The sequence below is a fragment of the Micromonospora yangpuensis genome (assembly GCF_900091615.1).
GTDB lineage: Bacteria > Actinomycetota > Actinomycetes > Mycobacteriales > Micromonosporaceae > Micromonospora > Micromonospora yangpuensis.
Genome location: NZ_FMIA01000002.1, coordinates 1,356,056 through 1,382,789, shown reverse-complemented (window position 1 = coordinate 1,382,789; position 26,734 = coordinate 1,356,056). Strand labels below are relative to the sequence as shown.

Genomic DNA, 26,734 nt, shown 5'->3' with positions numbered 1-26,734 from the left:
CACCGCCCCGGCCCGGCTGGCTCAGGCGACCCGTCGCTTGAGCTTGCGCCGCTCCCGCTCCGAGAGCCCACCCCAGATTCCGAACCGCTCGTCCTGGCCGAGCGCGTACTCCAGGCATTCCGTCTTGACCTCGCAACGCGAGCAGATCCGCTTCGCCTCGCGGGTCGAACCGCCCTTCTCGGGAAAGAACGCCTCCGGGTCGGTCTGCGAGCAGAGCGCCCGCTCCTGCCACTCCGGCGCGTTCCCGAGCAGGTCGGCCACCTCAAGCTGGCCGTCCATTCAGTTGCCTCCTTGTCGCGCACCGACGACTCCGCCGCTGCAACCCCCCACGCGAAAGGCGTGCGTGTCCGTCCGGTCCCGATTTGCTGTGTTCCGTGCGGACAACCCCATTCAAATTACACGCGTGTAATGCGTGCGCCGTCAAGCCGAACTTGATAATGGAGTCGTCCTCCTGACACTGCGCCCGACGGCCGTCCAGGCCGTCCGACCTCGCAACCTGCCCTACCGATTCAGACCCCGGACGAGTAACGCCCTCCCGGCGAGTCGCTCGACTTTTCTCCCGTGGCCGACCGCGCGTCGGCCCGCCGACACCAGGGACGGACCGGTCACGGCGGCCACCGGCACCCCCGGCCGGAGCCGTCGACGCGGGGCACCGACAAGCAACCCACCAAGATCAGTGATCTTGGTGGGCAAGAGTAACGCGAGCCGCCGACATCCGCGCACCGGAATCCGCCACACAGCACAGCGCCCCGTCCACATCGTGGACGGGGCGCTGTGGTTCGGAAACCGGTCGGGCAGCTCAGTGCGCCCCGGGCGGCGCGCTGGCGGGCCAGACGAACTCGGCGACGACACCCCCGGTGACCGAGATCGCGCCGGCCGGCGTGTCGTCGTCCCACCAGACGGTATAGCGGCCCGCCGGCAGGTCCGGATAGACCGCACTGTGGAACGTACCGTCGCGGACCCGCCGTTCCCGCACCGCCGAGTGGGTCCGGGGCTCGTCGGGCTGGTCGACCCGGCTCACCTCGATCTCGTGCCCGTGCCACTGCTGTCCGGTATAGATGATCAACGCGCCCGCATCGCCACCGATGTCGAGCACGACACTGCCGGTCTCCGAGGGTCCGTACCGGTGCTCGTGCACGATCTGCTCCTCTCCTGGCCGGTTCCGATCGTCAGGACGACGCCGGCGGGTTGTTGAACCCGTCGTACGGCGTACCCAGGTACGGGAAGTGCCCGAGCAGCGGAGCGGTGACGTCCGCCGCGCTGAGCCCGGGGGTCAGCGCGGCCGCCGCCTCGTCCGGCCGGAAGGTCTTGTCGACGAGCGGTACGGTGAGCCCGGCGATCGCCCGCAGCTCGATGCTGACCACGTCGTCGTCGACCCGACGGCCGTTCGGGAACCCGGCGAGGTCCCCGCCCAGCACGCCGAACCGGTTCGGTCGACGGCTCGGCGGGATGGCGGTGTTGAGCCGCAGCATGTCCGCCTGGACGTCACCCGTGGTGTTGGTGAACCCGTCGATCAACCCGGCCGGCACCCCGGTCAGCAGGATCGCGACCAGGTCCGCGCGGGGCTTGCCGGCCTTGTTGAGCCGGTCCAGGTTGGGAAACACCCCCGGGTAGAGCGCCGGGAGCAGGCCGGCCAACTCCGGCTTCTCCACGAACCCGACGAACCGCTTGTCCTCCGACGGCGGCAGCGAGTTCCACTTGTCCTTCTGTGCCATCGGCACGATGACCTCGTTGAACAGTGGGTTGCCCAGCCGGGACACCTGGACGAAGGGTCCGGCGGCGAGGTCGGGACCCGGGTCCAGCACCCGTACCTGCTGGCGGGAGGCCGAGGTCCAGACGCCGATCGTCGACGCCGGGTCGGCCACCGAGTACCGGTTGGCCTTGCGCCGGACCCTGCCCAGCGGCACCTGCAGCGCGATGCTGTGCACGTTCATCCGGTCGGTGGCGTTGACCGGCGTGCCCTCGTCCCGGAACAGCTTCTTGCCGGCGACGTGCAGCTGCTGGAACGGCCGGAGGGTGCCCAGGTCGAAGATCGCGCCGAGGTCGACGAAGAAGCCGTCCGCCCGCTGCCCGGCGAAGACCTTCTCCCCGGTGGAGAGCGCGAAGGTGGCCTGCCGGGCCAGCTTCGCGTAGTTCGGCGTGGACAGTGGCCCGACGTTGCAGGGCGGGCAGGGCAGCTTCTTGGCCAGCCGCTGCTCCCGGCCGTCGGCGATCCGGGTCAGACTGTAGAACTGCCGCCGGTTCCAGGTCTCGCTGTCGAGCGCGTCGATCGGACCGGTGTTGTAGAGGAAGCTGTTCGGGTTCGTGATCTCGGTGGTGAACTCGAACCGGTAGGTCACGTCGGGACGGCCGTCGCCGTCGTTGTCGATGTGGATCTCGTACCGCACGTCGTCGCCGAACTCGAAGAAGTTCGGGCCACCGGAGGGCAGCTGCAACGGCACGTAGTTGGCGATCAGCGTGACCGTGTCGGGTTTGTCGGGGCTGACGAAGGCGTACAGGTCGGCGCTGTCAGCGACCGGATCCTTGGCGATCTCCGGAGCCTCGCGGTGGGAAGACATGGGTGGACCAACCTCACTGGGCGTCGAACGGATCGGAAGCGGCGGGGGGCCACCAGCGGTGGCCGTACCTGAGGGTCAGCGACGGGCGGCGGCGCGGCGCAGCCGGTCGGCCAGGCCCCGGTCCCGCACCTCGACCTTGGACGTGCCGACGAAGATGTCCATCGTGCCCTTCTCGGCGTCGCGCAGATGCACGATGATCGGCTCACCCGACGCCTCGACGGCGTCGTTCTGGGTGGCGGCCGACAGGCCGGGCACCGCCAGCGCCGCCGCCCCGAGGGTCGCGCTCGCCGCTGCGGTCAACGTCTGACGGCGGGTCAGTCTGGGCAGACGCCACTTCGACTGGTCACTTCTCATGAGCACCCTTTCCGGCGGGCGACACGCGACACCCGCGCCAACGGGCGAAGGGATCCCAATGCCGCGGGTGCGGCGGGTCCTTCGTGGACACCCGGCGGCGGTCCTCGCCTCGACCGCCGCCGGCATCCAGTCGTACGGCCGGCGGCGGGAAAAGGTTCGATGTTCCTAGCGCGCGTGACGGTACGCGGTCGTACGCCTGCGCGCCGGCCGTCCGGCGGCCTGCGCGATGGCGACCAACTCCTGCTCGGTACGCGCCGAACCGTTGCCGGAACCGGCCATCCGGGAGATCGTCTCCTCCATCAGGGTGCCGCCCAGATCGTTGCAGCCGCCCCGCAGCAGCGCCGCCGTCCCGGCGTCGCCCAACTTGACCCAGGAACACTGGATGTTGTCGATCCGGCCGTGCAGCAGCAGCCGGGCCATCGCGTGCACCACCCGGTTCTCCCGCCAGGTCGGCCCCGGCCGGGCGATGCCGGCGAGGTAGATCGGCGCGTTGGTGTGCACGAACGGCAAGGCCACGAACTCGGTGAAACCGCCGGTACGGTCCTGCACCCCGGCCAGGACCCGGAAGTGCGCCAACCACTGACCGGGATGGTCGACGTGCCCGTACATCATCGTGGAGCTGGACCGGATGCCCAGCTCGTGGGCCGTGGCGACCACGTCGACCCAGGCGGCGGCGGGCAGTTTGCCCTTGGTCAGCACCCAGCGGACCTCGTCGTCGAGGATCTCGGCGGCGGTGCCGGGGATGGTGTCCAACCCGGCCTCGCGCAACTGGGTCAGCCACTGCCGGATCGGCACGCCGGCCTTGGCCGCCGCGGTGACGATCTCCATCGGGGAGAACGCGTGCACGTGCATGTCGGGCACCCGCGCCTTGATCGCCCGGACCAGGTCGGCGTAGATGGTCACCGGCAGCTTCGGATCGATCCCGCCCTGCAGGCAGACCTCGGTCGCACCGGCCGCCCGCGCCTGCTCGGCCCGGTCGGCGACCTGGTCGACGGAGAGCCGGTACGCGTCGGCGTCGCGCTCCCGCTGGGCGAAGGCGCAGAACCGGCAACCGACGTAACAGACGTTGCTGAAGTTGATATTGCGGTTGACCACGTAGGTGACGTCGTCGCCGACGGCGTCCCGCCGGGCGTCGTCGGCGAGCCGGCAGAGCTCGTCCAACGCCGGCCCGTCGGCGGCGAAGAGCGCCAGCGCCGCGTCGGTGTGCCGGGGTTCCAGCAGCGCCGCCGGGTCGTCGGCGGCCAGCCGCAGCCCGGTACGCAACGCCGGATCCCCCACCCCACCCCCCTGCTCCCGGGCCGCCGGGACCACCGGGCCGGCCGGGGTGACCCGCTCGGCGACCTCGGACCAGTCGCCGTAGACGTGGTCGAAGTCGCCGCGCCGGTCCTCGCTGCGGCCGGTGGTGTCGATGGTGGCATGCAGGTCGGTCCGCCCGCCGTAGGTCTCGTCCGGCTCCTGCCACGGCCGGCCCACCGGCCGCGCCGCCTCGACGGCCAGCCCGGTCTCCGGATCGGCCAACGCACGCACGTGCGGCAGCAGCCGTGGATCGAGCCACGGGTCACCGGCGCGGACGTACTCCGGGTAGATGGTCAGCCGCTCGCGCAGGGTGAAGCCGGCCCGGGCGGTGTGCCGGGCCAGCTCGTCGAGCTGCGGCCAGGGCCGCTCCGGGTTGACGTGGTCCGGGGTCAGCGGGGACACCCCGCCCCAGTCGTCGATCCCGGCATTGAGCAGCAGGTCGTACTCGCCGGCGATGAGGTTCGGCGGGGCCTGGATGCGGGCCTTCGGGCCGAGCAGCACCCGGGCCACCGCCACGGTGGCGGCCAGGTCGTGCAGTTCGGCGTCGGGCATGCCCCGCATCGCGGTGTCCGGCTTGGCCCGGAAGTTCTGCACGATCACCTCCTGGAGGTGGCCGTACCCGCGCTGCGCCCGGCGGATCGCGAAGATCGCGTCGACCCGCTCGGCGGCCGTCTCGCCGATGCCGATCAGGATGCCGGTGGTGAACGGCACGTTGACCCGGCCGGCGTCGTCGAGGACCCGCAGCCGGACCGCCGGCTCCTTGTCCGGCGAGCCGAAGTGCGGGCCACCCGGGGTGGACCACAGCCGGGTGGCGGTGGTCTCCAACATCATCCCCATGCTCGGCGCCACCGGCTTGAGCCGTTGCAGCTCGGACCAGGAGAGCACGCCGGGATTGAGGTGCGGCAACAGCCCGGTCTCCTCCAGCACCGCCACCGCGCAGGCCCGCAGGTAGTCGAGGGTGGAGTCGTAGCCGCGCTCGTCCAGCCAGCTCCGGGCCGCCGGCCAACGCTCCTCCGGCCGGTCACCGAGGGTGAACAGCGCCTCCTTGCAGCCCTGGTCGGCCCCGGCGCGGGCAATGGCCAGCACCTCGTCGCGGTCCAGGAAGGGCGCCGGCAACCGGTGCGGCACGGTGGCGAAGGTGCAGTAGTGGCAGCGGTCCCGGCAGAGCCGGGTCAGCGGGATGAAGACCTTCTTCGAGTACGTGACCACGCCGGGTCGCCCCGCCTCGCGCAGCCCGGCGTCCCGGATCCCGGCGGCGAGCCGGAGCAGCTCGGTCAGCTCGGTGTCCCGGGCGGCCAGCAGTGCGGTCGCCTCGGCCACGTCGAGCGTCCGCCCGGTCGCGGCCCGGTGCAGGGCCCGACGAATGCTCTGCACCGTCGGACCGGGCTCGGTGCGATCAACCATCGGCCCAGCCTATGCCCAGCCCGACCGGTCCTGTCGGCCCCGCCCACCCCCCGATCCGTGCCCACCGGGACGCCGGCCCCGGCCGGGGACATCCGGCGTCGGCCCGCTGGGCCTGCGGTGGATGTCCCGGCCGGGGCCGGTCGGACGGTCAGCGGGAGTCGGGCCGAGCGGTGAAGGGCTGGGTACGGTCGCTGTCGCTGTCGGTCCGGCCGATCGCCTCGGTCGGCTCCGCCGACTCCTGCCCGATCCGCTCGGTGGCATCCGCCGAGCCGGTACCCAACCGATCGGTCGCATCCGCCGAACCGGTGCCGATCGCCTCGGTCGCCGCCGTCTTCTCCTGAGCGATCCGCTCGGTGGCATCCGTCGAACCGGTACCCAACCGATCGGTCGCATCCGCCGAACCGGTGCCGATCGCCTCGGTCGCCGCCGTCTTCTCCTGAGCGATCCGCTCGGTCGCGTCCGCCGAACCGGTACGGAACTGCTCGGTGGCCTCGGCGGGCGCGGCCCGGAACTGCTCGGTGGCCTCCGCCGGCGGCTGCCCGCCGGTCTCGGTCGGGTGGTGCGGCTGCCGGGGGATGGCCTGGGTCGGGTCCGCCGAGGGCGGCTGCCCGAAGGGCGGGGCCGGCACCGGCGGCGCGGGCGCGGACGACGTGGTCGGCCAACCAGCCGACGGCTGCCCACCGAACGACGGTGCGGACTGCGGCTGACCCGGCTGTCCACCGAACGGCGGTGCGGACTGCGGCTGGCCACCGAACGGCGGTGCGGACTGCGGAGCACCGGGCTGCCCGCCGAACGGCGGTGCGGACTGCGGCTGGGCCGGCTGCCCGCCGAAGGAGGGAGCGGACGGTGCGCCGAACGGCGGGGCCGAGGCGGGATTGGGCGGGTAGCCGTACTGGCCGGCGGGCGGGTAACCACCCGGCTGGCCGGTGCCGGGCTGACCGGGCGCGCCCGGGTACTGCCCCCACCCGGGCTGGGGCTGACCGTAGACGCCGGGCTCGGCCTGCGGCTTCGGCACGTGGTAGAGGTTGCGCCAGACCCGGTAGACCACGAACGCGCCGAACGCGAGCAGCGCCAGCCAGGCCGTCCGGGTGAGCATGCCGAGCAGGGCGTCCAGGACCTCGGCGGCGGCCAGCCGGCCGACGGTCCAGATCAGGAAGGTCAGTCCGCCGAGCAGCACGCTGAACCCGTACTGGGCCAGGGCCACCTGGACGATCAACTTCGCCTTCGGCAGGACCGGCTGGACGTGGGTGGCCAGCAGCACCGCGAGCACCGGCAGCACGGCGGCCTCAAGGCCCACGAAGGTGAAGTAGTTCTGGCCGGCCCGAGCGGTGAAGTCGCCGTATCCGGTCGGGGCCAGCAGGCGGATCAGTCCGACGAAGAGCAGAACCGCGTTCGCGCCGAGGAGCACGAACGCGCCGAGTTCGCGTAACGGCTTGGTCAGCTGGCTGGCCTGTGGCGCGTCGGGCGACGCGGACCCGGCGGGGCTGGTCACGGGCTCCCCCTAGAAGGGCGTGGATGGACGAATGGTTGCGGACGTGAGCCTAGTCTCCCCACGCGAGCGCGGGCCGGGGACGTCGGTGCGCGAGGATGGACCTCATGCACATCGTGGTTCTGGCGGGTGGCATCGGTGGGGCCCGCTTCCTGCTCGGCGTCCGGGCGTACGCCCGGGAGGTCGGTGCCGAGGTGACCGCCGTGGTCAACGTCGGCGACGACCTGTTCCTGCACGGGCTGAAGATCTGTCCCGACCTGGACAGCGTCCTGTACACCCTCGGTGGGAGCGCCGATCCGGAGCGGGGCTGGGGCCGGGTCGACGAGACCTGGACGGTCTCGGCCGAGCTGGCCGCCTATGGCGCACAACCGACCTGGTTCGGCCTCGGTGACCGGGATGTCGCCACCCACCTGGTCCGCACCACGATGCTCAACGCCGGGTACCCCCTGCACGCGGTGACCGAGGCGCTGGCCGGTCGCTGGCAGCCGGGCGTACGGCTGCTGCCGGCGACCGACGACCGGCTGGAGACCCACGCGGTGGTCAGCGGCGACGGCGCCGACGGGAGCGGGACGGGCCAGCGGGCCATCCACTTCCAGGAGTGGTGGGTGCGGCACCGCGCCATGATCGACACGCACCGTTTCGTCTTCGTCGGTGCCGACACCGCGAAGCCGGCACCCGGCGTGCTGGAGGCGCTCGGTTCCGCCGACGCGGTGCTGATCGCGCCGAGCAACCCGGTGGTGAGCATCGCCCCGGTGCTGGCCGTGCCGGGGCTGCGCGAGGCGGTCGCCGACGGGCCGGCCCCGGTCGTCGGCGTCTCACCGATCATCGGCGGCGCGCCGGTACGCGGCATGGCCGACCGGTGCCTGGCGGTGCTCGGGGTCGAGTGCAGCGCCGCCGGGGTGGGCCGGCTCTACGGCGGGCGGGGCTCCGGTGGTCTGCTGGACGGCTGGCTGGTCGCCGAGGAGGACGCCGGCACGGTGGTGCCGGGGGTGACGGTCCGGGCCGCCCCGCTGCGGATGACCGACGAGGAGGCGACCGCGCAGATGGTACGGGCCGCATTGGAGTTGGCGTGAGACTGGAGATCCTGCCGGTGCTGGGCATCGGCGACGTGACCGAGGGCGACGACCTGGCGACGATGATCGGCAACGCCGCGCCCTGGCTACGCGACGGCGACGTGCTGGTGGTGACCAGCAAGATCGTGTCGAAGGCGGAGGGGCGGTTGGTCGACGTGCCGGCCGACGGCCCGGAGCGGATCGCCGCCCGCGACGAGGTGCTGGCCGCCGAGACCGCCCGGGTGGTGGCGACCCGGGGGGCGACCCGGATCGTGCAGACCCACCACGGTTTCGTGCTGGCCGCCGCCGGGATCGACGCCTCGAACGTGGCCAAGACCCGGCTGGTGCTGCTGCCGGTGGACCCGGACGCCTCGGCTCGGGCGTTGCGCGCCGCCCTGCGCCAGCGGTACGACCTCGACGTCGCGGTGATCGTCAGCGACACGATGGGCCGGCCCTGGCGCAACGGGCTGACCGACGTGGCGCTCGGGGTGGCCGGGATGGCGGCGCTGCGCGACCACCGGGGGGAGGTCGACCCGTACGGCAACGAGCTGAGCCTGACCCAGATGGCGGTGGTGGACGAGTTGGCCGGCGCGGCCGAACTGGTCAAGGGCAAGTGTGACCAGGTGCCGGTCGCGGTGGTCCGGGGTTACCTCAACGCGACCCGTACCGACGCCGACCCCGACGCCGGTGCGTCGACGCTGATCCGCGACGCCGCGCTCGACCTGTTCTCGCTGGGCACCGCCGAGGCGAAGGCGGCCGGCCTGCGCCAGGCGGCCACCCTGCCCGACCGCCACGAGGCGGCACCTGTCGACCCGGCCGCGGTCCGACGCGCGATCGCCGTGGTCGCCGACTCGGTCGCCCCCGGCACGACCTTCACCCTGGTCACCGACGACCAGGTACGCGCCGAGCTGGTCGCCGCCGTGCCCGGCTGGCCGGCCGGGGCGGCCACCCTGGTGCTGGGCTCGCCGCCCACCCCGGTGGAACCGGCCGACCTGATCCGGTTCGGTGCCGACCTGCAGCGGCTACGGACCGCGCTGGCGGCCGAGCAGGTGTCGTCCGTGCTGCTGCCCCCGCCCGCGGGCAGCACCGCCAGCGCCGCCCTCGCCCTGTGAGCGGGGCACTGCCGGTGGAGCCGGCCGGGTCGGCGTACCTCGACCTGCACGCCGACGCCGTGGCGCTGCTGACCGGCTGGGAGCCGACCAGCCCGAGCGCCGCCGTGGGCCGCGACCGTACCCTCGACCTGCTCACCGCCGGTCCGTCGGCGCTGGGTCGGGCCCACCGGGTCGGCCACGTCACCGCCAGCGCGCTGGTGCTGGACCCGACCGGCTCCCGGGTGCTGCTCTGCCTGCACGGCAAGCTGCGTCGGTGGGTGCAGCTCGGCGGACACTGCGAACCCGGCGACCGTACGCTGGCCGGCGCGGCGTTGCGGGAGGCCACCGAGGAGTCCGGGATCGACGGCCTGCGCGTCGATCCCGTCCCCATCGACGTGGACATCCACCCGGTGCGCTGTGGTGGCGACTCGGCGCACTACGACGTGCGTTTCGCGGTCCTCGCGCCGCCCGGGGCGGTGGAGCGGGTGAGTGCCGAGTCCGAGGCGTTGGGCTGGTTCCCCCCGGACCGGCTGCCCCGACCACTTGCCAACGCGACCGCCCAACTGGTCGCCCCGGCCCTGGCCGCCCTGACCCGGGCCACCTTCCACCGGCCGCGCTGAGCCTGCGGGTCCCGGGCCGGCCCGACCGGGGCCGACCGGGCAACCTCAGATCAGGGCTTCCTCGCCGCGCTGCTTCAGCTCGTCGACGAGCGCCTTGACGTCCTGGGCGCGCTCGCGTGCGCAGACCAGCACCGCGTCGGCGGTGTCCACCACGATCGTGTCCCGCATGCCCAGCACGCTCACCAGCCTGCCGGACTGGGAGACCACCACCAGACCGCTGCTGTCGCGCAGCAGCACGTCCGCCTTGGCGTCGGTGCCGAGCACCACGTTGCCGGCCGGGTCGGTGGGCAGCACGTCACCGAGGGTGTGGAAGTCACCCACGTCGTTCCAGCCGAAGTCACCGGGCACCGTGGCCACCCGGCCGGCCGCCGCCGCACCCTCCATCACCGCGTAGTCCACGGAGATCTTCGGCAGGGTCGGCCAGACCCGGCCCAGCTCCTCGTCCTGCGCCGGGGTGCCCCAGGCGGCGGCGATCGCGGTGACACCCGCGTACAGGTCGGGCTGCTGGCGGGCCAGCTCGGCCAGGAACACGTCGACCCGCCAGACGAACATGCTGGCGTTCCAGAGGTGGTGCCCGGAGCGCAGGTACGCCTCGGCGACCTCGACGGCGGGCTTTTCCTTGAACTCGGCCACCGGACGCAGTGGACCGTCGCCCACCGGGTCACCGGTCTGCAGGTAGCCGTAGCCGGTCTCGGGCCGGGTCGGGGTGATGCCCACGGTCATCAGCAGCCCCTGCTCGGCGCCGTGGACCGCCTCCCGCACGGTCTGCGCCCAGCGCTGCGGATCGCCGATCACGTGGTCGGCGGCGAAGGACCCCATCACCGCCTCCGGGTCCCGGGTCGCGATCACCGCGGCGGCCAGCGCGATGGCCGCGCAGGAGTCCCGGGGCGAGGGCTCCACCAGGATGTTCTCCTCCGGCAGCTGGGTCAGCTGCCGGGCGACCGCCGTGGCGTGCGCCACCCCGGTCACCACCAACGTGCGCTCGGGCGTGCTCAGTGGAGCCAACCGGCGCACCGTCTCCTGCAGCAGGGAGGCCGACGAGCCGGTGAGCGGGTGGAGGAACTTGGGGTGGCCGGCGCGGGACAACGGCCACAACCTCGTGCCGCTGCCACCCGCCGGAATGACGGCGTAGAGCATCAGCACATCATGCCCGAACCGCCACGCTAGGGACGAAGCCTCGCGGGCACCGCCAGTGAAGTCTCAGGAACGGGCCCGGCTCCACGCCGCGATGTGCACCTCGGCGCTGGACGCCCAGGTGAACTCCTTGGCCCGGTCGAACCCGGCCTTGGCCAGGGTGAGCCGGCGCTGCTCGTCGTCGAGGAGCGCGGCCAGGTCGGTGGCGATCTGGTCCGGCGCCTCGCTGGTGTAGGCGACCGCGTCGCCACCGACCTCCGGCAGGGAGAGCCGGGGCGTGGTGAGCACCGGGGTGGCGCAGGCCATCGCCTCCAGGATGGGCAGCCCGAAACCCTCCCCGTAGGACGGGTAGGCCGCCACCAGCGCGCCGCCGAGGAAGCCGGGCAGGTCGGCGTAGCGCAGGTAGCCCGGCCGTAGCAGCCGCAGGTGCGACGGGACCTCGGCGACCGCCCGGTCGATGTCGTCGTCGTGGCCCTGCCCGCCGGCGAGCACCAGCGCCGGCGGATCCGGCCGGTCACCCACCGCGCGGGCCCAACCCCGGATCAGATTGGGTACGTTCTTGCGCGGCTCCTTGGCCCCGAGGAAGGCGACGTAGCTGCTGCCGCCCAGCCCCAGTCGGGCCCGGACCCGGGCCTTCTCCTCCTCGCTGGGGGCGTGGAAGGCGGTGTGGTCCACCCCGTGGTAGGCGACGTCGATCCGGGTCGGGTCGGCGTCCAGCAGCCGGATCAGCTCGTCGCGGGTGGCCTTGCTCGGCACGATCACCCGCTCGGCCCGACGCAACGAGGTCTTGATCGCGCTGCGGAAGAAGGTCCGCCGGGACTTGTCGTAGTGCTCCGGCTCGGTGAAGAAGGTGGCGTCGTGCACGGTGACCGTCACCGGACAGCCGGCCCGCAGCGGACAGGTGTAGAAGGGCGAGTGCAGCACCTGGGCACCCACCTGCTGGGCCAGCAGCGGCAGCCCGGTCTGCTCCCAGGCCAGCCGGGCGGGCCGGTGGGCCACCGCGGCGGGGGCGGGGACGATCTCCGCGCCGGGCAGCATCCGGGTGTAACGCTCCAGGTCGGTGCGGAGGCTGACCACGGCCAGGTCCACCCCCGAACCGCAGACCTTGCCGAGGGCACCGAGCAGGCCATCGACGTATCGACCGACGCCACCACGGTCGGCCGGGACACTCGTGGCGTCGATCAGTACGCGGGGCGGACGGCCGGGGGTCACGGGGCGACTCCTAGAACTTCGCTGATGTGTGGAACAACACTCCGGGCAAGCCTACGCCGCCGCGCGGTACGGGTGCTGACTGCGACCCGACCGTACGCCGACTTGTCGTTGTCAACGAGTACGGCCGGCGGCGGCGTATCGTTCGCGACGATGGCCGACAACATTGCCCGGGTGTTCGCCGACGCGATCGCAGCCGACCCCGCCCGCCCCCTGCTGACCTGGTACGACGACGCCACCGGCGAGCGCACCGAGATCTCCGGCGCCACCGCGGCGAACTGGGTGGCCAAGACGGCCAACCTGCTCGTCGACGAGGTGGCGGTGACCGAGGGTGATCTGGTCGCCGTCCTGCTCCCCCCGCACTGGCAGACCGCGGCGGTGCTGCTCGGCTGCTGGTCGGCCCGGCTGAGCGTGCTGCCCCGACCAGGTCCGGTCGAGGTGCTCTTCGCCGCCGTCGACCGGGTCACCGAGGCGGACGCCTGGCCGGCCGGCGAACGGTACGCCCTCGCGCTGGACCCGTTCGCCCGGCCGCTGCGGCAGGTGCCGCCCGGCTTCGCCGACTACGTGAGCGAGGTACGGGTGCACGGCGACCACTTCACCCCGTACCCGGATGGTGGTCCGGACGACGCGGCGCTGCTGGCCCGCGCGGCCGATCGGGCCGATCAGCTCGGGCTCGGCCCCGGCGACCGGGTGCTGGTCGACGCGGCGGCCCACCCGGACCCGGTGGACTGGCTGCTGGCCCCGCTCACGGTGGCCGCCAGCGTGGTGCTCTGCGGCAACCTCGACCCGGCCCGGCTGGCCGCCCGCACCGAGACCGAGAAGACCACCCACACCCTGACCTGAACCCGGCGACGGCCCGGCCCGGATCGCGACGCGAGCCAGCCGGGCCGGGCGGTACAGCCGGACCCGGGCGGCGGTTCAGCCGGTGGCGGTGCGGCGCTGGGCGAGGGCGGCGAAGGCGGTCAGCGACTCCGGGTTGACCAGGGCGCCGGTGGCGGCGGCCCGGTCGACCGGCACCCCGGTGAGAATCTTCTTCACCGGGACCTCCAGCTTCTTCGCCGACAGGGTGCGGGGCACCGCCCGGACCTGGTGGATCTCGTCGGGCACGTGCCGGGGCGACAACGCGGTACGCAGCTCGCGGCTGATCTTCCGACGCAGCTCGTCGTCGAGGGTCAGCCCCTCGCCGAGGACCACGAAGAGCAGCAGCTCACCGGCGCCGCCCTGGTCGTCCTCCAGGTGCACCACCACCGAGTCGACCACCTCGGGCAGGCCCTCGACCACCGAGTAGAACTCGGCGGTACCGAGCCGGACGCCGCCCCGGTTGAGGGTGGCGTCGGAACGACCGGTGATCACACAGCCGCCCCGGTCGTTGATGGTGATCCAGTCGCCGTGCCGCCACACCCCCGGGTAGTGGTCGAAGTACGCCTCCCGGTAGCGGACGCCGTCCGGGTCGTTCCAGAACCCGACAGGCATGCTCGGCATCGGCGCGGTGATCACCAGCTCGCCCAGCTCACCGAGGACCGGCGTGCCGTCGGCCGACCGGGCCTCCACCCTCGCGCCGAGCGCCCGGCAGGTGATCTCCCCGGCGTACACCGGCAACAGCGGGACCCCGCCGACGAACCCGGTGCAGACGTCGGTGCCGCCGGACAGCGACTGCAGTTGCAGGTCGTCGCCGACCGCCTCGTACACCCAGGCGAAGCCCTCGGCGGGCAGCGGCGCGCCGGTCGAGCCGACCCCGCGCAACCTGCTGAGGTCGGCGGTCTCGCGCGGCACCAACCCGGCCTTGCGGCAGGCCAGCAGGTACGGCGCGGAGGTGCCGAAGTACGTGGTGCCGGTCTCCTCGGCCAGCCGCCAGAGCCCGCCCAGGTCGGGGTGGCCCGGGTTGCCGTCGAAGAGCACGATCGTCGCGCCCACCGCCGGGCCGGAGGCCAGGAAGTTCCACATCATCCAGCCGGTGGTGGTGAACCAGAAGAACCGGTCCGCCGGACCCAGATCGTGGTGCAGCGCCAGCATCTTGAGATGCTCCAGCAGGATCCCCCCGTGCCCGTGCACGATCGGCTTGGGCAGCCCGGTCGTGCCGGAGGAGTAGAGCACGTAGAGCGGGTGGTCGAACGGCACCGGGGTGAAGGTCAACGGCTCGTCGGTCGCCGCCGCCAACTCGGCCCAGGTAAGCGTCTCCGCCGGCGGCGGGCCGGCCGGGTCCAGGTACGGGATCCAGACGGTGTGCCGCAGCGACGGCAGCGCGGCCCGGATGGCGGCCACCTCGGCGCGCCGGTCCACCGGCTTCTCGCCGTACCGGTAGCCGTCCACGGCGACCAGGACCGCCGGCTCGATCTGCTGCCAGCGGTCGACGACGCTGCGGGTGCCGAACTCGGGCGCGCAGGACGAGAAGACCGCACCCAGACTGGCGGTGGCCAGCAGCAGCACGTACGTCTCACCGATGTTGGGGGCGTAGGCGGCCACCCGGTCGCCGGGGCCGACACCGAGCCGGCGCAGCCCGGCCGCCACCCGGCGAACCTGCTCGCGCAGGCCGGCGGCGGTCAGGGTGACCGGCGGGCGGGTCTGGCCGTGCGCCACCACCACCGGGTCGTCGTCGGCCCGACCGGGCATCCGCAGCACGTTCTCGGCGTAGTTCAGCCGGGCCCCGGGGAACCAGCGGGCACCAGGCATCGCCGGGTCGGTGAGCGTGGCCGTCGGCGGGGTGTGCGCGACCACCTCGAAGTGGTCCCAGATCGAACGCCAGAAGGCGTCCAGGTCGTCGACCGACCACTGCCACAACGCGTGGTAGTCGGCGAACTCCAGCCCCCGGTGCTCGGCCAGCCAGCGCAGGTACGCCCCGATCCGGGACCGCTCGCGTACGTCCGCCGGCGGCGTCCACAACACGTCCATGCCGCCATCCTGCCCCACCCCACCCCTCCCTCCCCAACTGCAAGGAAGGGCCCCCTGTTAACGCCTTTTGTATAGCGGGGTTCCCCTCTCACCCCGGCGACCCGCGCGGAGCCGGCCGGGACGGCGGCACGGGGGCCGGGACGACGGCGCGGGGGCCGAGACCGCGGCGCGGGGGCCGGGGCGGCGGCGCGAGAGGTCAGGTGGCGCGGTGGGCCTGGATGGCGCGGCGGCGGGCCAGCCGGTGGGCGCGGCGGATCTCGGCCTCCCGGTACCGCCGCTCGTCCTGCGGGGTCTCCGGCAGGACCGGTCGGACCGCCCGGGGCGCGCCGCCCGCGTCGACCCCGACGAAGACCAGGTACGCCGTGGCGACTCGGACCGCCTCGTCCTCGGCCGAGTCCCACCGCTCGGCCACCACCCGCACCCCGACCTCCATCGAGGTCTGCCCGGTCCAGTTGACCTGGGCGTGCGCGTGCACCAGGTCGCCGACCCGGACCGCCTCGGAGAAGACGATCTCGTCGATCGCGGCGGTGACGGCGGTGCCTCCGCTGTGCCGGGCCGCGGCGGCTCCGGCGACGTCATCGACGAACTTCATCAGTACCCCACCGTGTACCGTCCCGTACAGGTTGACATCGACCGCCGTCATGATGCGGCTCAGCGTCACCCGGGAGTACGACGTCGGTTTACCCGGCGCGGCAGAGAAGTGCTCCGTCATGGCGGAAACGGTACGGTGCGCGGATGCGACATCTGTGGAGCCTTCTCGGTGGGCTGGTGGTGGCACCGGTCACCTGGGTCCTGGTCACCCTCGGGCAGGACGGGTCCGCCCGGACCGTCGACCGCTGGGTGCAGGTCGGTACCTTCAACACCGCCAACCTGATCGAGCCCGCCGTCTACCTGGGCGTCGCCGGGATCCTGCTCGGTCTGCTCGGCACACTGCGCGTCTCACCGCTCGGCCCGCTGGTGGCCGGGCTGCTGCTCGTCACCCCGTACGTCGGCATGTTCGTGGTCCCGTTCGAGGTCCGAGAGCGGATCCCGGACGGCTGGCGGATCCTGGGCGATCCGCTGCCCCTGGAACTGCCGGTGCAGAACGGCACCCTGTTCCTGCTGGGCCTGATGCTGCTGATGGCCACCTTCAGCGGGCAACGGTGGCGGCGCTGGCCCAGGCCGACGGTGCTGCCCGCGCCCGCGCCCGTGCCGGCGACGGCCGAGCCGGAGCCGCCGACAACCCAGACCCAGGAGTACGACTGGCCGGCGAGCCCCTCGTACGACCGGGACACCAACCCGCCGACCCTCGGGTACCCCGACGACACACCTACCGAGCCGCTGCCCCGGCGCACCGGCAACTCACCCTGGTCGGCGCCGCCACGCGCACCGCGCCGATCCGACGACACCCTGGACGACATCTGAGCCGTGGCGGGCCGATGGGGCGGCCCGCCACCGACCCGGGTCAGTCCTTGAGGAGTTGCCTGGCCATGACGATGCGTTGGACCTGGTTGGTGCCTTCGTAGATCTGGGTGATCTTGGCGTCGCGCATCATGCGTTCGACGGGGTAGTCGCGGGTGTAGCCGTAGCCGCCGAGGATCTGTACGGCGTCGGTGGTGATCGCCATGGCGGCGTCGGAGGCGAAGCACTTGGCCGCGGCGCCGAAGTAGGTCAGGTCGGCGTCGCCGCGTTCGGACTTGCCGGCCGCGGCGTAGGTCAGCTGTCGGGCGGCTTCGAGTTTCATGCCCATGTCGGCGAGCATGAACTGGATGCCCTGGAACTCGGCGATGGCCTTGCCGAACTGCCGGCGTTCGGCGGCGTACGCCTTGGCGTAGTCGAGCGCGCCCTGGGCGATGCCGACGGCCTGGGCGGCGATGGTGACCCGGGTGTGGTCCAGGGTCCGCATCGCGGTGCCGAAACCGGTGCCGGGTTCGCCGATGATGCGGTCGGCGGGGATCCGGACGTTGTCCAGGTAGACCTCGCGGGTCGGCGAGCCCTTGATGCCGAGTTTCTTCTCCGGCGCGCCGAAGCTGACCCCCGGATCGGACTTCTCGACCACGAAGGCGGAGATGCCCCGGGACCGGGCGGCCGGGTCGGTGACGGCGAAGACCGTGTAGTACTCCGAGACGCCGGCGTTGGTGATCCACCGCTTGACGCCGTTGAGGACCCAGTGGTCGCCGTCGCGGACGGCCCGGGTGGTCATCGACGCGGCGTCACTGCCGGCCTCCGGCTCGGACAGGCAGTACGAGAACATCGCCTCACCCGCCGCCACCGGGGTCAGGTACCGCCGCTTCAGCTCCTCCGAGCCGGCCAGCAGCAGCGGCATCGTGCCCAGCTTGTTGACCGCGGGGATCAACGAGGACGACGCGCAGGCGCGGGCCACCTCCTCGATGACGATCGCGGTGGCCAGGGCGTCGGCACCCGCGCCGCCGTACTCGACGGGCACGTGCGGGGCGTGGAAGTCGGCGGCCCGCAACGCCTCGTAGGAGGCCTGCGGGAACTCACCAGTCTCGTCGGCCGCAGCGGCACCGGGGGCCACCTTCGCCGCACAGACCTCACGGACCGCAGCCCGGATCGCCTCGTGCTCCTCGGGCAGCCGGTAGACGTCGAACGGTTCCTCTGCGGCCATGTCGGCCCCCTCCCCTTCACCGCTATCATGCGCAGTCGGCGCCGTGGCCGGCCCCGTCGACCGCGCAGAATGAAGGATAGCGACCATGCTTCAGGTGATCCTTACCGCCGCGTAGGCTCGTCCTGATGCCGTCGGCGCGCGCCGCCGACCCCCACCACGATCCACAACTTTCTTGGTGCCCCGGACAGGCGCCCAGCCGAACGCGACGCAAACCAAGCGCCGCCAGTGCGAGCGGAGAAGACAGGCGTGACGATCCCGTACCCGAACACCCAGCCGATGCCGGCGATCGCCGCGGTGACACCGCCGTCCGGCGCGTCCCGGCCCCGGGTGACCTTCCTCGGCACCGGGTACCTGGGCGCGACCTACGCCATCTGCTACGCCGAACTCGGCTACGAGGTGCTCGGTTTCGACGTCGACGCCGACAAGATCGCCAAGCTCAACGCCGGTGACGTGCCGATCCACGAGCCCGGCCTGGACGAGCTGCTCAAGCGCAACCTGGCCGCCGGCCGGCTGCGGTTCAGCACCGACATCGCCGAGACCGCCGACTTCGGTGACGTGCACTTCATCTGCGTGGGCACCCCGCAGCGCGCCGACGGCATGGGCGCCGACCTGTCGTACGTCGAGGCGTCGGTGACCGGCCTGGCCCAGCACCTGACCCGCAAGGCCCTGATCGTCGGCAAGTCGACGGTGCCGGTGGGCACCGCCGAGTGGGTCGAGCAGCTGGTCGGCAAGCACACCCCGGATGACCTCGGCGTCGAGGTGGCGTGGAGCCCGGAGTTCCTCCAGGAGGGCTTCGCCGTCGACGACGTGCTGCGCCCCAACCGGATCGTGGTCGGGGTCAAGAGCGAGTGGGCCAACGGCATGCTCTACGCCGCCCACAAGGGGGTCTTCGACCTGGCCGCCACCGAGGACCGCGAGGTGCCCCTGGTGGTCACCGACTTCGCCACCGCCGAGCTGGTAAAGGTCGCCGCGAACGCCTTCCTGGCCACCAAGATCTCCTTCATCAACGCGATGGCCGAGGTCTGCGAGGCCTCCGGCGGCGACGTCACCCAGCTGGCCCGGGCCATCGGGTACGACCCCCGGATCGGCAACCGCTTCCTCCAGGCCGGGCTCGGCTTCGGCGGGGCCTGCCTGCCCAAGGACATCCGGGCCTTCCAGGCGCGGGCCCAGGAGCTGGGCGCCGGGGAGGCGCTGCGGTTCCTGCACGAGGTCGACCTGATCAACCTGCGTCGGCGTACCCGGGTCCTGCATCTCGCCGCCGACCTGCTCGGTCGCCGCGCCGGCCCGGCGGGCCCGGACCTCTCCGGGACCCGGATCGCGGTGCTCGGGGCCACCTTCAAGCCCAACACCGACGACGTCCGGGACGCCCCCGCCCTGTCGGTCGCCGCGCTGCTGCAGAAGGCCGGCGCGGACGTGCACGTCTTCGACCCGCAGGGGATCGAGAACGCCCGCCGGGCGGTGCCGGAGCTGAGCTACGAGCACAGCATGACCGACGCCGTCACCGGTGCCGACCTGGTCTGTGTGCTCACCGAGTGGGCCGACTTCCGCAACGCCGACCCGATCGTCCTCGGCGAGTTGGTGAACGGACGGCGGGTCGTCGACGGTCGCAACTGCCTCGACTCCGCCCTCTGGACCCAGGCCGGCTGGGAGTACCGGGGCCTCGGCCGCCCCTGAAACCTGCCCCGCCCCGCTCCCCCAGGGTCTGGGCGGCTGTTTCCTGGAAGTAGTGGTCTCACCCCCTGGTGAGGCCACTACTTCCTGCTTTCTGGCGTGCCTTCCCCGAGAGGGAGGCTTCGCCTCTCCCGGGAGGGGCGTGCCCTCTCCCGGGAGGGGCGTGCCCTCTCCCGGGAGAGGGGGCGTGGCCGGGGACGAAGGATTCCGATCGACCACGCGGCGACGGGTGTCGAGATCAGCGCCGGGTTTGGCATGCTGCGACAGTGGAAGTCCACAGTGCGGGCCAGCCGGGTGGAGGGGTGTCGTGCAGACCTTTCAGTGCTCCTCGTGCGGCAGGGAGATCAAAGCCGCCGCCCACTGCCCGCACTGCGGGGCCGACCAGCCACAGTGGGCCGGGCACCTGGCGGAGGTGGAGCGGTCGATCGCGGAGATGAAGGCCCGGGAGGCCGCCATCGCCGCCGAACAGCGGCAGATCGCCCAGAAGATGCAGGCCGCGCTCTTCCAGCGGGACATCCTCGCGCACGCCGGTGAACAACCGGGCAAGCAGGGCGTCCGGCCGCGGCGGGTCCGGCGCGGCCGGGCGGGCGGCACCACCGGCAGGGCCCACAGAGCCGGCACGAGCGGTAAGGCCGGCACGAGCGGTGCCGCCGCCGGGCCGGTCGGCACGCCACCCCGGACCGGTGGGACGTCGCCCGGCGGGCGCAACACGTCCCCCGGCAGGACCGATACACCCACCGGCGGAGCGGGGCGGGTGCCCCAGCAGGCCGGGGCACCGACCGCCGGCCCGACGACGGAGACCACCGGCACCAGAAGCCCGGGTACGCCCCCACGGGTGCCCCGGCAGGGCCCCACGGTCGCGCCCCCACCGGAGGACCCGCCGCTGTCCCGGGCCACCTGGCTGGACGCCGACGACCCGGAGCACCCGCCGGAGGCCTCCTCCCGGGAGGTACAGAACATCCCCCTCGGGTTGAGCGCGTTGGTGCTCGGGGTGGCCGCGGTGGTCTTCGCGGTGCTGGGGACCAGCTCGATGGGGGCGCTGGGCCGGCTCGGGGTGCTGCTGGTCGCCACGGTGCTGATGCTGCTCGCGCCGCCGGTACTGGCCCACCGGGGCCTCACCTCCACCGCCGAGACCATCGCGGCGGTCGGGCTGCTCCTGCTGCCGCTGGCCGGGTACGCCCTCTGGGCCGTGGACCGGATCGGCTCCGGCGCCGTCTCCGGCGCGCTCTTCGCCGCCCTGGTCCTCGGCGGCACCGCCGGGGGCAGCCTGGCGTACGCGCGGTGGACCGGGCTGCGGGTGCCGCGTTTCACCACCGTGCTGGCCGCGCAACCGGTGGTGCCACTGCTGGCGTACGACTGGATCAGCGGGCCGGTGGGCTGGGCGCTGGTGCTGACCGTGGTCGCCGCGGTGGACCTCTGGCTGGCCCGGTCCCCGCTGACCGTCGAACGACCCGTACGCCAGGACCTCGCCGACCGGTACCCACCGCTGACGATGCCGACCGAGGGCCGCCCCGAGACGGCGCAGGAGGAGACCGGCGAGGTCCTCGGGGCCGGGCCCACCCGCCCCCGGGTGACCACCGGCCCGGCCCGACCGGTACCGGGGCTGCGGGAGTTGACCTTCACGCTGCACGGCGTCGCGATCGCGGTGGCGCTGGCGTACGCGGTCACCGGCCTGTTGCGCGCCGACACGGTGCCGGCCGCCGCCGGGGCCGGGATGGCGCTGCTGCTGGCCGCGGTGGTCTGCCTGGCCGGCACCCTGACCCTGCGCCAGCCGCCGCTGCCGGACCTCGGCGCGGGCATCGTCACGCTCGCGGTGATCGCCGCGTTCAGCCGGGTGGCCGCGGTGGCCCTGCCCGGCCGGGCGGTCCTGCTGATCGCGGCGGTGATCGCGCTGACCGGGCTCGCCGTGCGGGCGGTACCCGAGGCGGCCCGGCGCGGCCCGCAGCTCGCCTCGGCCGCGGCGCTGACGGTCTGCGGCGTCCTGGTCGCCGTCGACGCGGTACGCGCCGGCCTCGCACCGGTCCGCGCCGCCCTGCCGGCCTGGGCGGCCGACCTGGACCGGTACCCCGGTGAGCTGGCCGCCGCCGTCGGCCCGGCCGCCTGGCAGCTGCCGGCCGCCGCGCTGCTGCTGACGGTGGCCGCCGTACTGGCCCTGCCGGTGCCGATCCGCCGGGAGTTCGCCGTGGTGGGGGCGGCGTTGACCGCGCTGGCCGTACCGGCGGCCTTCGGTCTGGGTTGGTCGGCCGCGCCCTGGCCGATGGTGCTGGCGGCGGTCGGCATCGGGGCGCTCGGGCTGAGCACCACGACGGAGCGGTCCGCGCTGGCACACGTGGTCACCGCGGCCGTCGTGGGCGCGGCGGGCGCCGGGGCGTCGCTGGCCCGACCGGGGCTGACCAGCGCGGTGTTGCTGGCGCTCTGCCTGGCCGGCATCGCGGTGGCGTTGGCCCCGCGCTACCGGATGACCCCGGCCGGCACCGGAACGGTCGCCGCGTGGGCCGCCGGCGGTGCGGCGTTCGCCCTGCCCGGGTCGGTCGCCGCGTTCGTCGCCGCCAACATCGTCGTCGATCCCACGCCGACCCCGGCGAGCGTGCGGGAGATGACCGTGCCGGTGCTGGCCGCCAGCTTCCTGGCGGTCTGTGTCACCCTCGGCTACGCCGCGGTGGTCCAGGTGTCCCAGCGGCACATCCCCACACCCCTGGCCGCCGGCGCCGGACTGGGCGCCCTGGTCGTCGGCGCCACCGCGGTGGTGGCACCCGGGCGAACCGCGGCCGACCTGTGGGTGGGCGTACTGGTGCTGGCCACCACGGCCCTGGTGGTCCTCGCCCCGTCGATCGACGCGAGTCGCCGTTCCGACGCCTCGGTGGACGGTGCCGACCTCGCCCTCGCCGCGGTGACCACGACGCTGGTCGCCACCATGGTCCGGATCGCGGCGGTGCTCACCCCGGGTGGTCAGCTCGTGGTCGCCGCCGTGCTGGTCCTGGTGATCGCGGTCGCCGCCCGGGCGATGCCGGTGGAGTGGCGACGGGGCCCCATCCTCGGGGTGGCCGTCGGCGGCGTCCTGATCGGCGTGCTCGCCGGCTGGTCGGCGGTGCGCGGCGGGTTCGGGGTGCTGGCCACGCCGGGCCCGATCTGGTCCGGTGACCTGACCAACTGGCCGGCCGCGCCGACCGGCGGTTCGACCTGGCAGGCGCCGGTCGCGCTGGCGCTGCTGGCGGTCGCCGCCGCGGTGCTGCTACCACCGCCCTGGCGGTACGACGTGTCGGGCGGCGCGGCCGTGCTCGCCACGATCGCCGTACCGGCTGCCTTCGGGTTGCCGTGGTGGTCGCCGGTCCTGGTCGGCATTATGGTCGCCACCGGTTTCGCGATGGCCGCGGTGGCCACCGTGGACCCCCGGGCCGGGCTCTCCCGGGCGCTGCTGGCCGGCCTGCTCTGCCTGTACGCGGCCGGCGCCGGGCTGGTCCGGCCGTGGACCACCGCCCTCGCCCTGGGCAGCATCGTGCTGCTCGGTGTGGCGGTCGCCGTGGTGGCCCGGGTCCAGGCCAGTTGGCAGGTGAACGACCTGACGACCGAGGGCATGCCGCCGCACCTGGTCCAGATCGGCGGTGCCGCCGCCGGTGCCGCCCTGCTGGCCACCCCTGGCGCGGTCGCCGCGCTGGCCGCCGAGTTCGGTCGCTCGCCCCAGGTCATCCTCACCTCGGCGCTGGCCGCGACCAGCCTCGGGCTGGTCGCGTTGGGCACGGTCCGCGACCGGGTGCCGCAGTACCTGCCGTACGGCAGCGGCGCGGTCGCCGGTGGTGCGACGGTCACCGCGCTGGCGGCGATCCCCGTCGGCCTGCCCGTCGGCGTGTACGCCGCCGCCGCGGCGCTGCTCGGGGTACTCGCCGAACTGCTCCGCGCGGCCACCGCACCACCTGCCGAGTCGGCCCGGCCGGTCCGCCGCTGGTCGGTCCGGTTCGACGGGTCGCTGCGCCGGGACCCGGACGATCCGGTGCTGCGCTGGCGGGTCAGCCCCGCCGCCGGGGCGCTCGCCGCCGCCACGGTGCCGATCCTGCTGGCGCTCTACTCGATCGGGCCGGCCCTGGTGATGGCGTTGGCGCAGCCGTACCGGACGCTGTCGGCGACCTGGCAGGGGCCACCACCGGAGCTGCTCAGCGTGCCGCCGGCCGCCGCCGACCCGACCCACGTGCTGACCACGCTGCTGCTCACCGTCACCGCCGCACTGGCCGCCGTCGGCTTCAGCGACGGACGCCGGTCCCGGGCCGTACCGGTGATCCTGCCCGGGATCGGCGTCACGCTGCTGATCGCGCCGATCGCCCTCGGACAGCCCTGGCCGGCCAGCGCGTTGGCCGGACTCGCGGTCTTCACCATCTCGATGCTCGGCCTGGCGCTGACCCCACCGCCGCCGCCCGCCGAGCGGGCCCGCTCGCTGCGGTGGGCCCGGGTGCTGGTGTTCGGCCTCGGGCTGGCCGCCGGCGGCGCCGGACTGGCGGCCGGACTGGCCACCCAGGAGCTGACGTTGTTCGTCCTCGGCGGCGGCGCGGCGGTAGGCCTGGTCGCGGCCATCTTCGGCACCACCGGACGGGCCCGGATCCTGGGCTGGCTCTTCGCCTCGCTCAAGGCCCAACTCTTCGTGCTCACCCTCGGGCTGGCCGCCGGCTTCCCGGCGGTCTGGTCCGCGTTCGGGGTGCTGGCGGTGGGGGCGGCCCTGCAGGTGCTCGCGGTGACCCTGCCCCGGTTGCGTCGCCCCGAGGCGCAGCGCGAGGCGGCCACCGTCGAGTGGAGCGGGTTCGCCGCGGCACTCATCGCGCTGGCCCTGGCCTTCGACTCGCCCCGGCACATCGCCGGCCTGCTCGCCGCCTGGGGCGCGGTCCTCGGAGTGGCGGCCACCAGGCCCGGCCGCCGGCCGACGGAACGGCGCATCCTGTTCTGGGCGGTGGTGCTCTGCGAGATCACCGCCTGGTGGATCCTGATGCGGGTCGCCGACGTGGCCCTGCCGGAGGCGTACACCCTGCCGTTCGCCCTGCTCGCCCTCCTGGTCGGGCTCCTGGAGCTGCGGCAGCGGGCGGACCTGAGCAGCTGGGTGGCGTACGGTCCGGCGCTGGTCGCCGCCTTCGTACCCACCCTGGCGATCGTGCTGGCCACCGACACCAGCCTGATGCGCCAGGTGCTGCTGCTGCTCGGCGCGGTGGCCGTGCTGGTCTTCGGCTCGACCAGTCAGCAGCAGGCACCGGTGATCATCGGGGCGGTGGTGACCGCGATCGCCGCACTGCACGCGTTGTTCAGCCTCGGCCCGTGGCTGGTGCTGATCCCGGTCGGACTGGTGCTACTGGTCCTGGGCGCGAGCAACGAACGCCGCCGCCGCGCCCAGGAACGCCTCCAGACCGCCCTACGCGGCATGCGCTGATGAGGGTGTAAGGAAGGGCCCCCTGTTAACGCTTTCGGTATAGCGGGGTACCCCTCTCACCAGCCGGAGGCCAGCCCGACGCGAAGCCGAGGCAGTGCGGAAGGCAGGGCCGTGCGAAAGGCAGGGTGGGGCGGGTGGGGTCAGGCCAGGGAGGCGCGCAGGGTGGCGTCCTTCTCGGCGACCAACTGCTCCAGGTCTGCCTGGTAGGTCGCCATCCGGTCCAGCAGGGCCCGGTCGGCGGCGGCCAGGATGCGTACCGCGAGCAGGCCGGCGTTGCGGGCGTTGCCGATGGAGACGGTGGCCACCGGCACCCCGGCGGGCATCTGCACGATCGACAGCAGCGAGTCCATCCCATCGAGATGCTTCAACGGCACCGGTACGCCGATCACCGGCAGCGGGGTCACCGAGGCGACCATGCCGGGCAGGGCCGCCGCGCCACCCGCCCCGGCGATGATCACCTTGATCCCCCGGTCAGCGGCGGCCCGGCCGTACTCGATCATCTTGACCGGGGTCCGGTGCGCCGAGATCACGTGCACCTCGTAGGCGACCCCGAACTCGTCAAGCGCCTCGGCGGCGGCCCGCATCGTCGGCCAGTCCGAGTCGCTGCCCATGATCAGTCCGACCGTACTGGCGGTCGGCAGTCCCTCGTCGGCGACCCCGACGTTGGCAAGCTCACTCACTGGTTCCCTCTCGCAGCCAGCGGGCGGCCCGCGCGGCCCGCGCCCGTACGTCGTCGAGCTCGTCACCGAGCACCGTCACGTGCCCGATCTTGCGACCGGGACGCACCTGCTTGCCGTACAGGTGGACCTTGGCCCCTGGCTCGGCGGCGAAGAGGTGGTGCAACCGCTCGTCGACGGAGATCCCACCCGGCTCACCACCGAGCACGTTCGCCATCACCACCACCGGGGCGGTCAGCGCGGTGTCCCCCATCGGGTAGTCCAGGACCGCCCGCAGGTGCTGCTCGAACTGCGAGGTCCGGGCCCCCTCGATGGTCCAGTGCCCCGAGTTGTGCGGTCGCATCGCCAGCTCGTTGACGACCAGGCCGGTCGGGGTCTCGAAGAGCTCCACCGCGAGCAGGCCGACCACCCCGAGCGCGGTGGCCAGGTCGATGGCGAGCTGCTGGGCGGCGACCGCCACCTCCTCGGCCAACCCGGGGGCCGGGGCCAGCACCTCGACGCAGACGCCGTCGACCTGCACGGTCTCCACCACCGGGTACGCCGCCACCTGGCCGAACGGCGAGCGGGCCACCTGCACGGCCAGCTCGCGGCGCAGCCGTACCCGCTCCTCGACGATCAGCCGGGTCCCGCCGGCCAGCAGGGTGCCGGCCAGCTCGGTTGCCTGTGCGGCGTCGTCGACCAGCCAGACGCCCCGGCCGTCATACCCGCCCCGGGCGGCCTTGAGCACCACCGGCCAGCCCTGCTCGGTGCCGAAGGCGACGAGGTCGGCCGGCTCGGTGACCGGCTGCCACACCGGGTTCGGCGCGCCCAGCGCGCCGAGGCGTTCCCGCATGATCCGCTTGTCCTGCGCGTGCAGCAGGGCGTCAGCCGGCGGAAAGAGCTTCACCCCCTCGGCGGCGAGCAGCCGGATGTGCTCCGTCGGCACGTGCTCGTGGTCGAAGGTGACCACGTCGCAGCTCTTGGCGAAGGTACGCAGCGCGGCGAGGTCGGTGTGGTCGCCGTACTGCACGTCGGCGGCGACCAGGGCGGCACCATCGTCGGGCGACTGCGCGAGCACGCGCAGCGACTGACCGAGGGCGATCGCGGCCTGGTGGGTCATCCGGGCCAGCTGGCCGCCCCCCACCATGCCGACAACAGGCAGACCGGTTCGGGTATCCATCTCGGCCGCCAGCCTAACCGCGCGCTCCGGTACCCCCCTCTCGCCCCCCGCCCCCGCAGTCCGCATCACGCCAGACCGCGCCGCGCCGGACGGGCCGCGCCGGACGGGCCGCGCCGGAC

The 26,734-nt window shown here is 73.5% G+C and carries 20 protein-coding genes; 7 read left to right on the top strand and 13 right to left on the bottom strand.

What is annotated here, in order from left to right; translation table 11 throughout:
* Window positions 1-21: 21 nt before the first annotated feature.
* The 6 genes from GA0070617_RS06545 to GA0070617_RS31995 all read right to left on the bottom strand — a co-directional run bounded on the left by GA0070617_RS06545 (window position 22) and on the right by GA0070617_RS31995 (window position 7,104).
* Window positions 22-279, bottom strand: coding sequence for a WhiB family transcriptional regulator (locus tag GA0070617_RS06545; RefSeq protein WP_091434905.1), 258 nt, complete (start codon window positions 277-279; stop codon window positions 22-24).
* A gap of 520 nt (window positions 280-799) precedes the next feature.
* A complete protein-coding gene (locus tag GA0070617_RS06540; protein WP_091434903.1) occupies window positions 800-1,138 on the bottom strand; it encodes a phospholipase in 339 nt (112 codons plus the stop codon).
* 31 nt (window positions 1,139-1,169) lie between these two features.
* Window positions 1,170-2,558 carry a DUF4331 domain-containing protein gene (locus GA0070617_RS06535; RefSeq protein ID WP_091434901.1) on the bottom strand — a complete coding sequence of 463 codons (1,389 nt, stop codon included), beginning with the start codon at window positions 2,556-2,558 and terminating at the stop codon, window positions 1,170-1,172.
* Window positions 2,559-2,633: 75 nt separating this feature from the next.
* On the bottom strand, window positions 2,634-2,912 hold the full coding sequence (locus tag GA0070617_RS06530) for a hypothetical protein (protein ID WP_091445999.1): 279 nt from the start codon (window positions 2,910-2,912) through the stop codon (window positions 2,634-2,636).
* A 165-nt stretch (window positions 2,913-3,077) separates the two neighbouring features.
* Window positions 3,078-5,612 (bottom strand): bifunctional FO biosynthesis protein CofGH, encoded by a 2,535-nt coding sequence (locus tag GA0070617_RS06525; protein ID WP_091434898.1) that lies wholly within the window; start codon window positions 5,610-5,612, stop codon window positions 3,078-3,080.
* A gap of 148 nt (window positions 5,613-5,760) precedes the next feature.
* Window positions 5,761-7,104, bottom strand: coding sequence for a hypothetical protein (locus GA0070617_RS31995; RefSeq protein WP_091434896.1), 1,344 nt, complete (start codon window positions 7,102-7,104; stop codon window positions 5,761-5,763).
* Between the two features lie 104 nt (window positions 7,105-7,208).
* Between GA0070617_RS31995 and cofD the strand changes: the two genes are divergently transcribed.
* From cofD to GA0070617_RS06505, 3 genes are read left to right on the top strand one after another with little or no spacing between them, the layout of a single operon-like run.
* Window positions 7,209-8,174 (top strand): 2-phospho-L-lactate transferase, encoded by a 966-nt coding sequence (cofD, locus tag GA0070617_RS06515; protein WP_091445997.1) that lies wholly within the window; start codon window positions 7,209-7,211, stop codon window positions 8,172-8,174.
* Window positions 8,171-9,265: a coenzyme F420-0:L-glutamate ligase gene (locus GA0070617_RS06510; RefSeq protein ID WP_091434894.1), complete on the top strand. Its 1,095-nt coding sequence runs from the start codon at window positions 8,171-8,173 to the stop codon at window positions 9,263-9,265. The genes cofD and GA0070617_RS06510 overlap by 4 nt, the downstream gene beginning before the upstream one ends.
* Window positions 9,262-9,864 (top strand): NUDIX hydrolase, encoded by a 603-nt coding sequence (locus GA0070617_RS06505; protein WP_373868295.1) that lies wholly within the window; start codon window positions 9,262-9,264, stop codon window positions 9,862-9,864. The genes GA0070617_RS06510 and GA0070617_RS06505 overlap by 4 nt, the downstream gene beginning before the upstream one ends.
* Window positions 9,865-9,909: 45 nt before the next feature.
* Here the strand turns inward: GA0070617_RS06505 and GA0070617_RS06500 are convergent, their stop codons facing one another.
* Both GA0070617_RS06500 and GA0070617_RS06495 read right to left on the bottom strand, forming a co-directional pair.
* Window positions 9,910-11,001 carry a mannose-1-phosphate guanylyltransferase gene (locus GA0070617_RS06500; protein ID WP_091445992.1) on the bottom strand — a complete coding sequence of 364 codons (1,092 nt, stop codon included), beginning with the start codon at window positions 10,999-11,001 and terminating at the stop codon, window positions 9,910-9,912.
* 63 nt (window positions 11,002-11,064) lie between these two features.
* Window positions 11,065-12,210, bottom strand: a complete 1,146-nt coding sequence (locus tag GA0070617_RS06495; protein WP_091434892.1) for a glycosyltransferase family 4 protein — start codon at window positions 12,208-12,210, stop codon at window positions 11,065-11,067.
* Window positions 12,211-12,360: 150 nt separating this feature from the next.
* Between GA0070617_RS06495 and GA0070617_RS06490 the strand changes: the two genes are divergently transcribed.
* On the top strand, window positions 12,361-13,050 hold the full coding sequence (locus GA0070617_RS06490; protein WP_091434890.1) for a TIGR03089 family protein: 690 nt from the start codon (window positions 12,361-12,363) through the stop codon (window positions 13,048-13,050).
* A 75-nt stretch (window positions 13,051-13,125) separates the two neighbouring features.
* Here GA0070617_RS06490 and GA0070617_RS06485 read toward each other — a convergent pair whose 3' ends face one another.
* Together GA0070617_RS06485 and GA0070617_RS06480 are read right to left on the bottom strand one after the other, a co-directional pair.
* Window positions 13,126-15,096, bottom strand: a complete 1,971-nt coding sequence (locus tag GA0070617_RS06485) for an acetoacetate--CoA ligase (protein ID WP_091434887.1) — start codon at window positions 15,094-15,096, stop codon at window positions 13,126-13,128.
* 196 nt (window positions 15,097-15,292) lie between these two features.
* Window positions 15,293-15,808 (bottom strand): acyl-CoA thioesterase, encoded by a 516-nt coding sequence (locus GA0070617_RS06480; RefSeq protein WP_091434885.1) that lies wholly within the window; start codon window positions 15,806-15,808, stop codon window positions 15,293-15,295.
* A gap of 23 nt (window positions 15,809-15,831) precedes the next feature.
* Here GA0070617_RS06480 and GA0070617_RS06475 point away from each other — a divergent pair, with 23 nt between their 5' ends.
* Window positions 15,832-16,500: a hypothetical protein gene (locus GA0070617_RS06475; RefSeq protein WP_091434883.1), complete on the top strand. Its 669-nt coding sequence runs from the start codon at window positions 15,832-15,834 to the stop codon at window positions 16,498-16,500.
* Window positions 16,501-16,540: 40 nt separating this feature from the next.
* Here GA0070617_RS06475 and GA0070617_RS06470 read toward each other — a convergent pair whose 3' ends face one another.
* Window positions 16,541-17,704, bottom strand: a complete 1,164-nt coding sequence (locus tag GA0070617_RS06470; protein WP_091434881.1) for an acyl-CoA dehydrogenase family protein — start codon at window positions 17,702-17,704, stop codon at window positions 16,541-16,543.
* Window positions 17,705-17,950: 246 nt separating this feature from the next.
* Between GA0070617_RS06470 and GA0070617_RS06465 the strand changes: the two genes are divergently transcribed.
* Entirely contained in the window at window positions 17,951-19,378 is a 1,428-nt protein-coding gene (locus tag GA0070617_RS06465; RefSeq protein ID WP_091434879.1) for a UDP-glucose dehydrogenase family protein, read from the top strand.
* 304 nt (window positions 19,379-19,682) lie between these two features.
* Complete coding sequence (locus GA0070617_RS06460) at window positions 19,683-24,779, top strand: SCO7613 C-terminal domain-containing membrane protein (RefSeq protein WP_229688127.1); 5,097 nt, start codon at window positions 19,683-19,685, stop codon at window positions 24,777-24,779.
* Between the two features lie 140 nt (window positions 24,780-24,919).
* On the opposite strand, the gene purE is transcribed toward GA0070617_RS06460, so the two are convergent.
* Window positions 24,920-25,390, bottom strand: coding sequence for a 5-(carboxyamino)imidazole ribonucleotide mutase (purE, locus tag GA0070617_RS06455; RefSeq protein WP_091445990.1), 471 nt, complete (start codon window positions 25,388-25,390; stop codon window positions 24,920-24,922).
* A gap of 61 nt (window positions 25,391-25,451) precedes the next feature.
* A complete protein-coding gene (locus tag GA0070617_RS06450) occupies window positions 25,452-26,615 on the bottom strand; it encodes a 5-(carboxyamino)imidazole ribonucleotide synthase (protein WP_091434878.1) in 1,164 nt (387 codons plus the stop codon).
* Between the last annotated feature and the right edge of the window lie 119 nt (window positions 26,616-26,734).